This window comes from Geodermatophilus africanus, from assembly GCF_900107105.1.
In the GTDB taxonomy this organism is placed as follows: domain Bacteria; phylum Actinomycetota; class Actinomycetes; order Mycobacteriales; family Geodermatophilaceae; genus Geodermatophilus; species Geodermatophilus africanus.
Map to the genome: position 1 here is coordinate 441,927 of NZ_FNOT01000005.1, position 13,895 is coordinate 455,821.

12 protein-coding genes are annotated in these 13,895 nt (G+C 75.7%); 9 read left to right on the forward strand and 3 right to left on the reverse strand.

Annotated features, from left to right (window positions below; all coding sequences use genetic code 11):
- Window positions 1-295 precede the first annotated feature (295 nt).
- The 4 genes from infC (at window position 296) to BLW63_RS12305 (ending at window position 2,660) form a co-directional block, all read left to right on the forward strand.
- Window positions 296-934: a translation initiation factor IF-3 gene (infC, locus tag BLW63_RS12290; RefSeq protein ID WP_091156059.1), complete on the forward strand. Its 639-nt coding sequence runs from the start codon at window positions 296-298 to the stop codon at window positions 932-934.
- 175 nt (window positions 935-1,109) lie between these two features.
- Window positions 1,110-1,304 carry a 50S ribosomal protein L35 gene (gene rpmI / locus BLW63_RS12295; protein WP_091156063.1) on the forward strand — a complete coding sequence of 65 codons (195 nt, stop codon included), beginning with the start codon at window positions 1,110-1,112 and terminating at the stop codon, window positions 1,302-1,304.
- A 29-nt stretch (window positions 1,305-1,333) separates the two neighbouring features.
- Window positions 1,334-1,717, forward strand: a complete 384-nt coding sequence (rplT, locus tag BLW63_RS12300) for a 50S ribosomal protein L20 (protein ID WP_091156068.1) — start codon at window positions 1,334-1,336, stop codon at window positions 1,715-1,717.
- 154 nt (window positions 1,718-1,871) lie between these two features.
- Complete coding sequence (locus BLW63_RS12305; RefSeq protein WP_244522532.1) at window positions 1,872-2,660, forward strand: TrmH family RNA methyltransferase; 789 nt, start codon at window positions 1,872-1,874, stop codon at window positions 2,658-2,660.
- Between the two features lie 126 nt (window positions 2,661-2,786).
- Here the strand turns inward: BLW63_RS12305 and BLW63_RS12310 are convergent, their stop codons facing one another.
- Together BLW63_RS12310 and BLW63_RS12315 are read right to left on the reverse strand one after the other, a co-directional pair.
- Window positions 2,787-5,051 carry a diguanylate cyclase domain-containing protein gene (locus BLW63_RS12310; protein ID WP_244522533.1) on the reverse strand — a complete coding sequence of 755 codons (2,265 nt, stop codon included), beginning with the start codon at window positions 5,049-5,051 and terminating at the stop codon, window positions 2,787-2,789.
- Between the two features lie 71 nt (window positions 5,052-5,122).
- Window positions 5,123-5,965, reverse strand: a complete 843-nt coding sequence (locus BLW63_RS12315; protein WP_091156074.1) for an EamA family transporter — start codon at window positions 5,963-5,965, stop codon at window positions 5,123-5,125.
- Between the two features lie 189 nt (window positions 5,966-6,154).
- On the opposite strand from BLW63_RS12315, the gene pheS reads away from it, so the two are divergent.
- The 3 genes from pheS (at window position 6,155) to BLW63_RS12330 (ending at window position 10,546) form a co-directional block, all read left to right on the forward strand.
- Window positions 6,155-7,222, forward strand: coding sequence for a phenylalanine--tRNA ligase subunit alpha (pheS, locus tag BLW63_RS12320; RefSeq protein ID WP_091156077.1), 1,068 nt, complete (start codon window positions 6,155-6,157; stop codon window positions 7,220-7,222).
- Complete coding sequence (pheT, locus tag BLW63_RS12325; protein ID WP_091156080.1) at window positions 7,219-9,681, forward strand: phenylalanine--tRNA ligase subunit beta; 2,463 nt, start codon at window positions 7,219-7,221, stop codon at window positions 9,679-9,681. The genes pheS and pheT overlap by 4 nt, the downstream gene beginning before the upstream one ends.
- A gap of 85 nt (window positions 9,682-9,766) precedes the next feature.
- Window positions 9,767-10,546: an SDR family NAD(P)-dependent oxidoreductase gene (locus BLW63_RS12330; protein ID WP_244522534.1), complete on the forward strand. Its 780-nt coding sequence runs from the start codon at window positions 9,767-9,769 to the stop codon at window positions 10,544-10,546.
- A gap of 14 nt (window positions 10,547-10,560) precedes the next feature.
- On the opposite strand, the gene BLW63_RS12335 is transcribed toward BLW63_RS12330, so the two are convergent.
- Window positions 10,561-11,442: a diacylglycerol/lipid kinase family protein gene (locus BLW63_RS12335; RefSeq protein WP_091156085.1), complete on the reverse strand. Its 882-nt coding sequence runs from the start codon at window positions 11,440-11,442 to the stop codon at window positions 10,561-10,563.
- A gap of 201 nt (window positions 11,443-11,643) precedes the next feature.
- Between BLW63_RS12335 and argC the strand changes: the two genes are divergently transcribed.
- Window positions 11,644-12,684, forward strand: coding sequence for an N-acetyl-gamma-glutamyl-phosphate reductase (gene argC / locus BLW63_RS12340; RefSeq protein ID WP_211517095.1), 1,041 nt, complete (start codon window positions 11,644-11,646; stop codon window positions 12,682-12,684).
- A gap of 55 nt (window positions 12,685-12,739) precedes the next feature.
- Window positions 12,740-13,891 (forward strand): bifunctional glutamate N-acetyltransferase/amino-acid acetyltransferase ArgJ, encoded by a 1,152-nt coding sequence (gene argJ, locus BLW63_RS12345; RefSeq protein WP_091156093.1) that lies wholly within the window; start codon window positions 12,740-12,742, stop codon window positions 13,889-13,891.
- Window positions 13,892-13,895: the final 4 nt, after the last annotated feature.

A 13,895-nucleotide genomic window follows, 5' to 3' on the forward strand; every position in this document is an offset into this window, starting at 1 on the left:
CTTGTACCTGCAGGGCGGCCGTTCCAGCACCTCACCGGGGGGAATGACCTCGACCGCCGTGACGCTGTAGCATGGGCGTGCCTCCCCGCTACACGAGGCGCGCGAACCACTGAGCGGCCCCGCCCCGGGCCGCTCGACCAAGAGGAGCCCGCTCCCACCTGGCGCCGTCGAGGCGTCCAGGTCCCGGATCGCGGAGCCCGGCCCACCGGCCGGGCCCGCGGCGTGCGACGAGCCCCCGGGCCCGTCGTGCCCCGGCGAGTGGGCCCCGCGAGCAGCCGCTCGTGGGGCCTCTCTCGTGTCGGCGTCCGGTGACCGAGCGAGCCCCTCCCCATGCAGCAGCAGAGGAGAGGCCATCACCGAGCCCCGTATCAACGACCGTATCCGCGTCCCGGAGGTCCGCCTGGTCGGTCCCGAGGGCGAGCAGGTCGGCATCGTGCCGATCGGCGAGGCGCTGCGCCTGGCCCAGGACTCCGAACTGGACCTGGTCGAGGTCGCGCCCATGGCCCGGCCGCCCGTCGCCAAGCTCATGGACTACGGGAAGTTCAAGTACGAGTCCGCCCAGAAGGCCCGCGAGGCCCGGCGGAACCAGGCGCTCACCGTCATCAAGGAGATGCGGCTGCGCCTGAAGATCGACCCGCACGACTACGCGACCAAGAAGGGCCACGTCGAGCGCTTCCTGCGGAGCGGCGACAAGGTCAAGATCACCGTGATGTTCCGCGGCCGCGAGCAGTCCCGGCCGGAGATGGGCTACCGGCTGCTGCAGCGGCTGGCCCAGGACGTCTCCGAGCTCGGCGTCGTGGAGTCCAACCCCAAGCAGGACGGCCGCAACATGGTCATGGTGATCGCCCCGCACCGGAACCAGGCCGCGACCGACGGCGCCCGCCGGCAGGCCAAGGCCGACAGGGCCGCCGAGGGACAGGCCCCGCAGGCCTGAAGGAGGACCTTCCTGCCCCCACCACTCGCCAGCTCGCGGCGGGGCCCTGCAGGAGGGCCGAGGACCGCACCACCAGACGCACCGGCGCCGTGACCGGAGGACGTCGCGGCAGCTCCCAGGCTGCCGCGGCGTCGACGTGCCCCGACGCCGCCCCACACGAACGAGGACCGAGGACATGCCGAAGCAGAAGACGCACAAGGGCACCGTCAAGCGAGTGCGCGTGACGGGCAGCGGGAAGCTCATGCGCGAGCAGGCCAACAACCAGCACAAGTTCGAGCACAAGTCCTCGCGTCGCAAGCGCCGGCTCGACCAGGACCAGGTCATCTCCCCGGCCGACACCAAGAACCTCAAGAAGCTGCTCGGGCTCTGAGCGCCCCCTAGACGAGAAGGAGCCCTTTCGTGGCACGCGTGAAGCGGGCGGTCAACGCCCAGAAGAAGCGTCGGACGACCCTGGAGGCGGCCAGCGGCTACCGGGGACAGCGGTCCCGGCTGTACCGCAAGGCCAAGGAGCAGATCCTCCACTCGGCGACCTACCAGTACCGCGACCGCAAGGTGCGCAAGGGTGACTTCCGCAAGCTGTGGATCACCCGCATCAACGCCGCGGCCCGCCAGAACGACATGACCTACAACCGGTTCATGCAGGGCCTCAAGCTCGCCGGCATCGAGCTCGACCGCCGCGTGCTGGCCGAGCTGGCCGTCAACGAGCCGGCCGCCTTCGCCGCGCTGGTGGAGACCGCCCGCGCGGCCGTCGCGGCCGCCCCGGCCGGCGGTCAGGCCGCCTGAGCCCGGCCAGCACCTCCGACGCCGCCGGCGTCCGGCCCACCCGGGCCGGCGCCGGCGGCGTCGTCGCGTGTACGGCCGCGAGATCTGCACACTCGCGGCCATCGCGGGCCGGATGACGCCCACTGTGCAGATCTCGCGGGAGGACGACGGAACGGTGACCGACCCACTGACCGAGCGCTCCGCGCGGGTGGTGGCCGCCCGCAAGCTCACCCGGCGGGCCGGCCGCGACGCGGCGGGGCTGTTCCTCGCCGAGGGGCGGCAGGCCGTCGCCGAGGCGCTGGCCCACCCGGCCGGGGTCCGCGAGGTGTTCGTCACCGAGGCCGCCGCCGCGGCGCACCGCGACCTGCTGGCGAGCTCGCCGGTGCCGGTGCGGCCGGTGACCGAGAAGGCGGCGGCGTCGCTGTCGGAGACGGTCACGCCGCAGGGCCTGGTCGCCGTCTGCGCGCTGCGCGACGTGCCGGCCGACGCCCTGGCGGCGGCGCCGCCGTCGCTCACCGTGGCGCTCGCCGAGCTGGCCGACCCGGGCAACGCCGGCACCGTGCTGCGCACCGCGGACGCCTGCGGCGCCGGCGCGGTCGTCTTCGGCGCCGGCTCGGCCGACCCCTACGGCGGCAAGGCGGTGCGCTCCAGCGCCGGCAGCCTCTTCCACGTCGACGTCGTCCGCGCGGCGCCGCTGCCCGGACTGCTGCTGCGGCTGCAGGCCGCCGGCGTGACGGTGCTCGCGGCCGACGGCGAGGGAGAGGTGACCCTCCCCGAGGCGACCGCCCGCCTCGCCGGCCCGGTGCTCTGGCTGTTCGGCAACGAGGCCCGCGGCGTGCCCGACGACCTCGCCGCGCTGGCCGACGCCCGGGTGCGCATCCCGATGCGCGGCCGCGCGGAGAGCCTCAACCTGGCCGCCGCCGCGGCGATCTGCCTCTACACCACCCAGCTCGCCCAACGGTGACGCCGAGAGCGACCCCGTGCCGCTCTCCTCGCAGGGTCCTGGCCCTGTCCCGGGTCCCGCCCCGAGCGTGCGAGGGGTGAGGAGGACGGGGTCCTTCTACGAGTGGTGGGGGCAGGGGGTCCTCCATCAGGCGCGCGTGGCGTACATCCGCATGTCGGCCGAGTGCAGCAGCGCCGGGAAGTCCGCGCCGTCCTCGGGCCAGACGCTGACGCCGACGCTCGCCCGGACGACGACCTCGCGGTCACCCAGCGCCACGGGGCGGGCCACTCCCGCGGCCAGCTCGTCGGCGATGTGCCGCGCCTCGGCCGCCGCCGTGGCCTGGGGCAGGCCGGTCAGCGCGACGAGGAACTCGTCGCCGCCGAGGCGCGCCAGCAGGTCGCTGCGGCGCAGCCGGCTGCCCAGCCGGTCGGCGACCGCGCCCAGCAGCTCGTCACCGGCCGCGTGGCCGAACCGGTCGTTGACCGCCTTGAAGCCGACCAGGTCGACGAACAGCAGCGCCACCGCCTCGTCGCGGGCCCGGGCGTTCCAGATCGCGGTGTCGACCTGCTCGGCCAGGCGCCGCCGGTTGGGCAGGCCGGTGAGCGGGTCGGTGCAGGCCAGCTCCTCGATGCGGGCCAGGTAGCTGCGGGTGCGGTCGCGCTCCTGCACGAGCGCCCGCTCGGCCTCCACGCGGGCGGTGACGTCGACCTGGGTGCCGATGTAGTGCGTGATCGCCCCGTCGGGCCCGGTGACCGGCGCGAGGTGCAGCTCGTTCCACCACGGCGTCCCCTCGGGCCCGCGGTGGTTGAGCACCGTCACCCGGCACTCCTCGCCGGCGTCGACCGCCCGGCGGATGGCGGCGACCGCGGCGGGGTCGGTGTCCGTGCCCTGCAGGAACCGGCAGTTGCGGCCCAGCAGCTCGTGCCGGGGCAGCCCGGCCAGCCGTTCGAAGGCCGGGTTGACGTAGACCAGCGGCTGGTCGGGCAGCCGGACGTCGACGATGGACACGCCGCTCGGGGTGGCCGCCAGCGCGCCCTGCACCAGGGTGTCGCCGGTCGCGCTGACCAGCACGCCGACGTCGAACCGGTCGGCGCCGGTCGGGGGCCGCACCGGCGCCGCGGTGTGGGGGTGCGGGGCCGACGGCAGCGGCTCCTGGCGCGGGGCCACCCGGGCCAGCAGCGCCGCGGTCGCCCGGACGACGGTGTCGCGGTCGTAGGTGAGGGCGTAGGCGAACCGGCGCTCGGCGTCGGGGCCGCCGTCCCCCAGGTCGCGGGCGAGCAGCGCGGCCGCGAAGTGCGGGCCGAGCACGGTGACGTCCCACTCGCCGCGGACCGGGTCGGCCGGGTCGAGCGCGGCGCCGCGCAGGCCGGGCAGCGGCTCCACCGGCAGGTCCTCGCCCAGGGCGCAGACGAAGCCGGTGCGCTCCACCAGATCGCGGTAGCGCAGGGTCGTCGCCGGGGTGAAGTGCCGGGCCTCCTGGAAGGTGGCCGCCACCACCGAGGCGGCACCCAGCCGCAGCGCCTCGCGCTCGAGCTGCTTGGACAGCTCGATGAGCAGCGCCTTGGGCGCCTCGCGCAGCGGGACGTCGATCGGCAGGCAGGCGAACGGCGAGACGTCGACGTCCTCGCTCACGGTGTCGGGCACCTGCGAGGGCAGCACCAGGGAGCCGGTCGCGGCGCCCTCGACCGGGCCGGGGCCGGGGCGGCCGAAGAACCAGCCCTGGCCGAGCGTCGCGCCCAGCGCGCGAGCCATGGCCAGGTGGGCCTCGTGCTCGATGCCCTCGGCGAGCACCACCGAGCCGGTGCGCTCGGCGTGCGCGTTCACCGCGTTCATGATCTCGGCAATCGCCGGGCCGGGGCGCTCCTGCACCAGCCGCAGGTCCAGCTTGACGACGTCCGGGCGCAGCAGTGGCATGAACGCCAGCGACATCGCCTCGGCGCCGACGTCGTCCACCGCGACGCCCCAGCCGACCGAGCGGACCCGCTCGACCGTGCGCAGCAGCTCGGCCGGCCGGGTGGCCAGCGCCCGCTCGGTGATCTCCAGGACCACCCGCAGCCCGCCGGGGGCGGCCCGCGCGATGTCGAGCAGGTCCTCCAGCGGCGCGCGGTCGAGCACCTCGGGCTCGACGTTGACGAAGAGGGTCAGCGGCGCCGCCAGCCCCGCCGCGAGCGCGCCGGTCAGCGCCGCGCTGCGGCAGGCGGCGTCGAGCTCGGCGAGCCGGCCGGCCTCGCGGGCGGCGGCGAAGAGCCGGTCGGGGCGCTCGAGCGGGCCCTGCGGCCCGCGCGCCAGTGCCTCGTAGGCCACCACGTTGCCGGTGTCGAGCTCGACGATCGGCTGGAAGACGCTGTACACCGTCCCGTCCCTGAGGACGTCGTCGACGGTCGTTGCCGGAGCGGCCGGGGTGAGGGTCACGCCCTCCCCATCGGACGCCGCGACGCCGCGTTGAGCGGGCGCGCAGCCGCTTCCCCCCATCGGGGGGAGCCTCAGGCCGGCAGCGTGATGAGGACGACGGCCACGCCGGCCGCCGCGAGACCGGCCGCCTGCGTCGCGACGAGCCGCTCGCGCAGCACGACCTGCGCCAGGACGACGGTGCTCACCGGGTACAGCGAGGCCAGGACGCCGGTGATGGCCAGCGGTCCGCCGGCCTGGGTGGCCAGGAGGAAGAGCGCACCGGCCGACACGTCGCCGATCCCCGCCGCCACCACCACCGGCAGCGTCGGCCGGGGGATCGACAGCGAGCGACCGACGGCCAGGGCGAGGCCCACCACGAGCGCGACGGACACGATGCGCGAACCGATCAGCGGGCTGAGCCCGGCGTCCTCACCGGTCCGGTCGAGGAGGATGAAGAAGAGCCCGAAGACGGTCCCGGCCACGAGGGCCGGCCCCACGCTCGTCGCACGTGGGGCACGCAGCGAGGACAGGCCGCCCTGCGCGGACACCAGCGCGACCGCGACGAGGGCGACCGCGATCCCCACCGCTGGGCCGGCTCCGAGGCGTTCGCCGCTCGCGAGGCCGGCGATGACGGGCACGGCGGCCGTGGTCACGGCGGTGACGGGCGCGACCACGCTCATCACCCCGCGGGCCAGGGCGCGGTAGAACAGGGCCAGCCCGGCACCCCCGGCGACACCCGCGCCGGCGCCCCACGCCAGGTCGGCCGCTCGCGGGTCGCCGCCGAGCCACGGCAGGAGCGCCAGCAGCAGGAGCAGCCCCACCGCGTGCGAGGTCGCGACCACCGCGAACGCTGCCGCTCGTCGCGCCGCCAGCCCGCCGCAGAAGTCGGCGGCTCCCCAGACGAGCGCACAGGCCAGCGCCAGCACCACGGCCACGCCGTCCTCCGTCCCCCGGCACACCGGTGCGCACCGCCTCCGGTCTGTCTATCAGCCCGCGAGATCTGCACAGTGGCGGTGATCGGGGGGCTGATGACCGCCACTGTGCAGATCTCGCGAGAGGGACGCGGACCACCCCGGTGAAACCCGGCAGCAGCGCCCGCGCGGCCCCGGGCAGAATGGCCTCCCGTGTCTGGCGCCAACGACCCCTACGACCCCAAGCAGGTCGCCGCCCTCTCACCCGAGGCCCTCGATGCGGCGGTCGCCGAGGCCCGGGAGGCGTTCGCCGGCGCCGGGGACCTCGAGCAGCTGGCCGCCGTCCGCCCGGCCCACCTCGGGGACCGCGCGCCGGTGCTGCTGGCCCGCCGCGAGCTCGGCGCGCTGCCGCCGGCCGCCCGCGCCGACGCCGGCAAGCGGGTCAACGCCGCCCGGGGCGCGGTCACCGAGGCCTACGAGGCCCGCAGGGCCGAGCTGGAGGCCGAGCGCGACGCGCGGGTGCTGGCCGAGGAGCGGGTGGACGTCACGCTGCCGTGGGACCGGCTGCCCCGCGGCGCCCGGCACCCGCTGACCACGCTGACCGACCGGATCGCCGACATCTTCGTCGGGATGGGCTACGAGGTCGCCGAGGGCCCGGAGCTCGAGGCCGAGTGGCTGAACTTCGACGCGCTCAACATCGGCCGCGACCACCCGGCGCGCACGATGATGGACACCTTCTTCGTCGCCCCCGAGGACTCCGGCCTGGTGCTGCGCACGCACACCAGCCCGGTGCAGGCGCGCACGATGCTCTCCCGCACCCCGCCGATCTACGTCGTGGCGCCCGGCCGGGTGTACCGGACCGACGAGCTCGACGCGACGCACCTGCCGGTGTTCCACCAGGTCGAGGGCCTGGCGGTCGACCGCGGGCTGACCATGGCGCACCTGCGCGGGACGCTCGACCACCTCGCCCGCTCACTGTTCGGCGCCGACGCGGTCACCCGCTGGCGGCCGTCGTACTTCCCGTTCACCGAGCCGTCGGCGGAGTTCGACGTGTGGTTCCCCGAGCACCGCGACGGCCCGCGCTGGGTCGAGTGGGGCGGCTGCGGGATGGTCAACCCGCGGGTGCTTGTCGCCTGCGGCATCGACCCGGAGGAGTACTCCGGCTTCGCGTTCGGCATGGGCATCGAGCGGGCCCTGCAGTTCCGCTCGGCCGTCGGCGACATGCGCCACTTCGCCGAGGGCGACGTCCGGTTCACTTCTGCGTTCGGAGTCGAGCAGTGAGGGTCCCCATCGGCTGGCTGGCCGAGCACGTCGACGTCCCTGCCGGCACCCTCGTCGAGGACCTCGACGCCGCCTTCGTGCGGCTGGGCCTGGAGGTCGAGGAGGTCCACCGGCCGGCCGAGGTCACCGGCCCGCTGGTCGTCGGCCGGGTGCTGGGGATCGAGGAGCTGACCGGCTTCAAGAAGCCGATCCGGTACTGCCGGGTGGACGTCGGGGAGGCCGAGCCGAGGGGCATCGTCTGCGGCGCCACCAACTTCGCCGTCGGCGATGCCGTCGTCGTGGCGCTGCCCGGGGCGGTGCTGCCCGGCGGCTTCGCGATCGCCGCGCGGACGACCTACGACCGCGTCTCCGACGGGATGATCTGCTCGGTCCGCGAGCTGGGCGTCGGCGAGGACCACGCCGGCATCCTGGTGCTGGGCGACGACGCCCCGGCTCCGGGCACCCCGGCCGGCCCGGTCGTCGGCCTGGACGACGTGGTCGTCGAGCTGGCCATCACCCCGGACCGCGGCTACTGCCTGTCGATGCGCGGCATCGCCCGCGAGACGGGCACCGGCCTGGCATTGCCGTGGCGCGACCCCGGCGCCCTGGCCGCGCCTGGCTGGTCGGGCGAGCCGGCGTGGCAGGTCACCGTCGAGGACGCCGACCGCTGCGACCGCTTCTCGATGATCGCACTGGAGGGCCTGGACCCGACCGCGCCGACCCCGTGGTGGATGCGCCGCCGGCTGGCGCAGTCCGCCGTCCGCAGCATCTCGCTGGCCGTCGACGTCACCAACTACGTGATGCTCGAGCTCGGCCAGCCGATGCACGCCTTCGACCGCGACCGGGTGCGCGGGCCGATCGTCGTCCGCCGGGCGCGCGAGGGCGAGCGGCTGACCACGCTGGACGGCGCCGACCGCGCGCTCTCCTCCGACGACCTGCTCATCACCGACGACTCCGGCCCGATCGGGCTGGCCGCCGTCATGGGTGGTGCCTCGACCGAGATCGGCGGCGGCACCTCCGCCGTGCTGCTGGAGGCGGCTCACTGGGAACCGACCGGGGTGGCGCGCACCGCCCGCCGGCACCGGTTGCCCAGCGAGGCGGCCAAGCGCTTCGAGCGCGGCGTCGACCCGGACATGACCGTGGCCGCGCTGACCCGCGCCGCCGCGCTGCTGGCCCAGTACGGCGGCGCGCGCGTCGTCGGCTCGCTGGTGGACGTCGACACCCGCGGCCCCCGCCCGACGATCGCGCTGGACCCCGCTCGGCCCGGCCGGGTCGCCGGCGTGCCCTACCCGCCCGAGCGCGTCACCGAGCTGCTGACCGCGGTCGGCTGCACGGTCGACGGGGACGGCGGCCCGCTCACGGTCACCCCGCCGACCTGGCGCCCCGACCTCACCGACCCGGCCGACCTGGTCGAGGAGGTCGTCCGGCTGGCCGGATACGACGACGTCCCCTCGGTGCTGCCCACGGCCCCGCCCGGACGCGGGCTGACCGAGCGGCAGCGCCGGCGCCGGGCCGTCGGCCGGGCGCTCGCGGAGTTCGGCTACGTCGAGGCGCCGTCCTTTCCGTTCGTCGGGACAGCGGCCCTCGACGCGCTGGGCCTGGCCGGGGACGACCCGCGCCGGCAGGTCGTGCTGGTCCGCAACCCGCTGTCGGAGGAGGAGCCGGCGCTGCGGACGACGCTGCTGCCGGGCCTGCTCGCCGCGCTGGCGCGCAACCTCTCCCGCGGCATCCGGGACGTCGCGCTCTTCGAGCACGGCGCGGTCTTCCCCGGCGGGGAGCGGTCGGCGGCCCCGCTCCCCGGCGTCGACCGGCGTCCGGACGACGCGACCCTGGCCGCGCTGCTGGGTGCCGTGCCGGAGCAGCCCTGGCACGTCGCCGTGGCCCTGGCCGGCCACCGCGAGCCGCGCGGCTGGTGGGGCGCGGGGCGGCCGGCCGGCTGGTCGGACGCGGTGCAGGCCGCCCGCCGGGTCGCCGAGGCCGCCGGGGTGGAGCTGACGGTGCGCGCGGGGGAGCGGGCGCCGTGGCACCCGGGCCGCTGCGCGGAACTGCTGGTCGACGGGCGCGTGGTGGGGCACGCCGGCGAGCTGCACCCGCGGGTGTGCGCGGCCCTCGACCTGCCCGCCCGCACCGCCGTCATGGAGCTGGACGTCGATGCGCTGCCGCCGGCGTCGGTGCCGGTGGGACCGCACCTGTCGAGCTTCCCGCCGGTCTTCGTCGACCTGGCCTTCGTGCTGGACGCGGCGGTGCCGGCCGCGGCGGTCGAGGAGTCGATCCGCGAGGCGGCCGGCGACCTGCTCGAGGCGGTGCGGCTCTTCGACGTCTACACCGGCCCCCAGGTAGGGGAGGGACGGCGGTCGCTGGCGTACTCGCTGACCCTGCGCGCGCCGGACCGGACGCTGTCCGGCGAGGAGGCCGCCGAGCTCCGGCAGCGCGTGGTGGCCTCCGTCGAGCAGGCGCTGCAGGCGGAGCTCCGTGGTTAAGGAAGGGGAAGGACCCCGCCCCCCTCACCGCTCGCAGGCTCGCGGCGAGCCTCTGGACGGGGCCACTGCACTTTCCGGCGTCGCGTTGGTCACCGGCGCGTCGTCGGGCATCGGCCGGCACCTCGTGGCGGGGCTGGCCGCCCGCGGCATGGCGGTGGCCGGTCTGGCGCGCAGCGGCGAGCGGCTGGCGGCGGCGATGGCCGAGGTCGCCGCCGCCTCCGGCGCGCAGACGCTGGCCGTGCCCGCCGACGTCACCGACCGGGCCGCGGTGGACGAGGCGGTCGCACGGGTCCGGGAGGAGCTCGGGCCGGTCGACCTACTCGTCAACAACGCCGGCGTGATCGACGCGGCCGAGGAGCCGCTGTGGGAGGCCGACCCGGACCAGTGGTGGTCGGTCGTGGAGAGCCACGTCCGCGGCGCGTTCCTGCTCGCCCGCGCCGTCGTCCCGTGGATGGTGCTGCGCAACCGCGGCCGCGTGGTCGACCTCGCCAGTGGGATGGGCGTGCGCGCCCGGCCGGAGTACTCGGCGTACTCGGTGGCCAAGACCGGCCTGATGCGGATGACCGAGGCGCTGGCCGGCGCCCTGGAGGGCCTCGACGTCCGGGTGTTCGACGTGGCGCCCGGCGTCGTCGACACCCCGATGACCCGCGCGATGCCGATGTGGCGCGGCTTTTCCGACTGGACGCCGCCGGAGCGGGTCGTCGAGCTGGTCGCCGCGATCGCCGCCGGCGAGCTCGACCAGTGGTCCGGCCGGTTCCTGCGGGCCGGCGCCGACGACCTGGCCGTCCTGCGCGCCACCACGCCGGCGGACGCCGCCCGGCAGCTGCGGCTGCGCCCCTACGGGGACGACGACCCGCTGGCCTGACCGGCGGCGGCCGGTCAGACGACCGTGGCCAGCGCCCCGGGTGCGATGTCGACGGCGACCGGGGTGTCCGCCTCGAGCTCAACCAGCTCGCCGTCCAGCTGCAGCGGCATGGGGGCGAGCGCCGTGAACGCGTAGTGCGTGGCGCTCGGCTGCGGGCCGAGCCCGCGGGTCGCCGCCCGGACGAGCGTCCCGAGCACGCGCAGCTTGCCGGTGCGCCGCTGCGTGATGACCTCGAACCGGCCGTCGTCGGGGCGGCCGCCCTCACTGAGGGTCGCGTACTTGGCCATCTCGTCGATGTTGGCGAACACCAGGCTGTCGATCGTGCGCCGCCTGCCGTCCTCGAGCCTGATCGGGAATGGCCGGAAACGGGAGAAGGACCGCACCACGGTCACGATCTCCCGCCACGACCCCTTCCCGCCCTCCTCGAGGTCGACGGCGACGACGGGCGTGAGGCCGACGCCGATGTAGGAGTGCGCGTACCGGGTCTGCGCGGCGGGTCCGCTGCCGATGGTGAGTCGCAGCAGGTCGATCCGGCGGACGTCGCCGGCCACGATGGCGTCGGCCAGCGGGCGCTCCCGCGTCACCCGGCGGTGGTCGTTGGCGTTGCCGGCGGCCCGGACGGCGCAGACGGCCTGGTCGTTGCCGCTCTGCATGACGCCGTCGACGACCTCGTTGTACCCGCCGTCCCCGCTCACCGAGACCAGCAGCGGGCGCCCGGTGCCGGCCGCCTCCCTCGCCAGGTCGCGGGCGTGGCCGGCGTACCGCGTGGGGCACAGCTGCACCGGCACGGCCGGCAGCCGCCGGGTCAGCTCGGCGTGCAATTCCTCCGCGGACCGCGGCGCGTCGCCGGTGCTCTGCGGGTTGAAGATGATCACGATCCGGTCGAACGGACTCACGTCGAGGCTCCTCGGTCGGGCGGCGCCCGTGGGTTGGGCACCGTCATGCCCGCGGGGCACTCCCGGCACGCGTGATCACCGTCGCCGTCCCGGGGAACGGCCGGCCGTCGCTCCGCCGGGGCCCCGGCGATCTCCGCGGGGATCGCCGGCCTGGGACACCCAAGATGAGGGGTCATGCATGGCCGTGTATGGTCATGCATCGTGAGTGGAGCGCGGACGTGGACGGTCGGGGTCACCGGCGCCACCGGATACGCCGGGGGTGAGGTGTGCCGGCTGCTGGCCGGGCACCCGGCCCTGCGGCTGGCCGGGGTGCACGCCAACGCCAGCGCCGGGCGACGGCTGGGGGAGCTGCAGCCGCACCTGCTGCCCTACGCCGACCTGGAGGTGCAGGGCAGCGGCGCGGAGCAGCTGGCCGGCTACGACGTGGTGGTGCTGGCGCTGCCGCACGGGGAGTCCGCGGCGATCGCCGCCCGGCTGCCCGACGACACGCTGGTCATCGACTGCGGCGCCGACCACCGGCTCAACGACCCCGCCGCGTGGGCCCGGTGGTACGGCGGCGGGCACGCCGGGGCCTGGCCCTACGGGCTGCCGGAGCTGCCCGGGCAGCGGGAGCGGCTGGCCGGTGCCCGGCGGATCGCGGTGCCGGGCTGCTATCCGACCTCGGTCACGCTGGCGCTGGCGCCGGCGCTGGCCGCCGGGCTGGTGGAGCCGGAGGTGGTCGTGGTGGCGGCCACCGGCACCACCGGGGCGGGCAAGTCGGTCAAGCCGCACCTGCTGGGCAGCGAGGTGCTGGGGTCGGTGAGCGCCTACGGGGTGGGTGGGGTGCACCGGCACACCCCGGAGATGGTGCAGAACCTCGCCCAGGCGGCGGGCCGGGACGTGCGGGTGAGTTTCACCCCGACGCTGGTGCCGATGAGCCGGGGCATCCTGGCGACCTGCTCGGCACCCCTGGCCCCGGGCACCGACGAGGCCGCGGTGCGGGCGGCGTATGAGAAGGCCTACGGCGACGAGCCGTTCGTGCACCTGCTGCCCGAGGGGCAGTGGCCGACCACCGCGCAGGTGCTGGGCGCCAACACCGTGGCGCTGCAGCTGGCCGTCGATCCGGACGCGCAGCGGCTGGTCGTGGTGGCGGCGGTGGACAACCTGACCAAGGGCACCGGGGGCGCGGCGGTGCAGTGCGCCAACCTGGCGCTGGGCCTGCCCGAGACCACCGGCCTGCCGGTCGTGGGAGTCGCCCCGTGACCCCCTCCCGCCGGGACGTCCCGCCGGCGCTGCCCATCCCCGCGGGGACGCCGGCATGAGCACGACCGCACCCAGGGGTTTCCGGGCGGCCGGGGTGGCCGCGGGCCTCAAGTCCACCGGAGCGCACGACCTCGCCCTGGTCGTCAACGACGGACCCGATGACACCGCGGCGGCGGTCTTCACCACCAACCGCTTCCCGGCCGCGCCGGTGCAGTGGAGCCGGCAGGTGCTCAGCGGCGGCCGCGTCAGGGCCGTCGTCCTCAACTCCGGCGGGGCCAATGCCTGCACCGGGCCCGAGGGCTTCGGGGACACGCACGCCACCGCCGAGCACGCCGCGAAGGAACTCGACCTGGGCGCGATCGACGTCGCGGTGTGCAGCACCGGGCTGATCGGCGTCCGGCTGCCGATGGACAGGCTCACCGCCGGGGTGACCGCGGCGGTGGCGGTGCTGTCCGAGGACGGCGGCCCCGACGCGGCGCGGGCGATCATGACCACCGACTCGGTGCCCAAGACCACCGTGGTCGAGCGGGACGGCTGGACCGTCGGCGGGATGGCCAAGGGCGCGGGCATGCTCGCCCCCAGCCTGGCCACCATGCTGGTGGTGCTCACCACCGACGCCCAGGTGCCGGCCGACGTCCTGCAGGCGGCGCTCAAGCAGGCCACCGCCGTGAGCTTCGAGCGGGTGGACTCCGACGGCTGCCTGTCGACCAACGACACGGTGCTCGTGCTGGCCAACGGCGCCGGCGGCGTGACCCCGTCGGCGGCGGAGGTCGTCGAGGCGCTGACCGCGGCGTGCACGGACCTGGCGATGCAGCTGCTGGCCGACGCGGAGGGGTCGACCAAGGACATCGCGATCACCGTGCGGGGCGCGGCCAGCGTCACCGACGCGCTGACCGCCGGCCGGGCGTGTGCCCGCAACAACCTGCTCAAGACCGCGCTGTTCGGCAACGACCCGAACTGGGGGCGGGTGCTGGCCGCGATCGGCACCACCGACGCCGCCTTCGCGCCCGACCGGGTGGACGTGACCATCAACGGGGTCACCGTCTGCCGGGGTGGCGCGATCGGCGACCCGCGCGAGGGCGTCGACCTCACCGGCCGGGCGATCAGCATCGACGTCGACCTGGGCGCCGGGTCCGAGCAGGCCACCATCTGGACCAACGACCTGTCCATCGCCTACGTGCACGAGAACTCGGCCTACTCCACATGAGCAT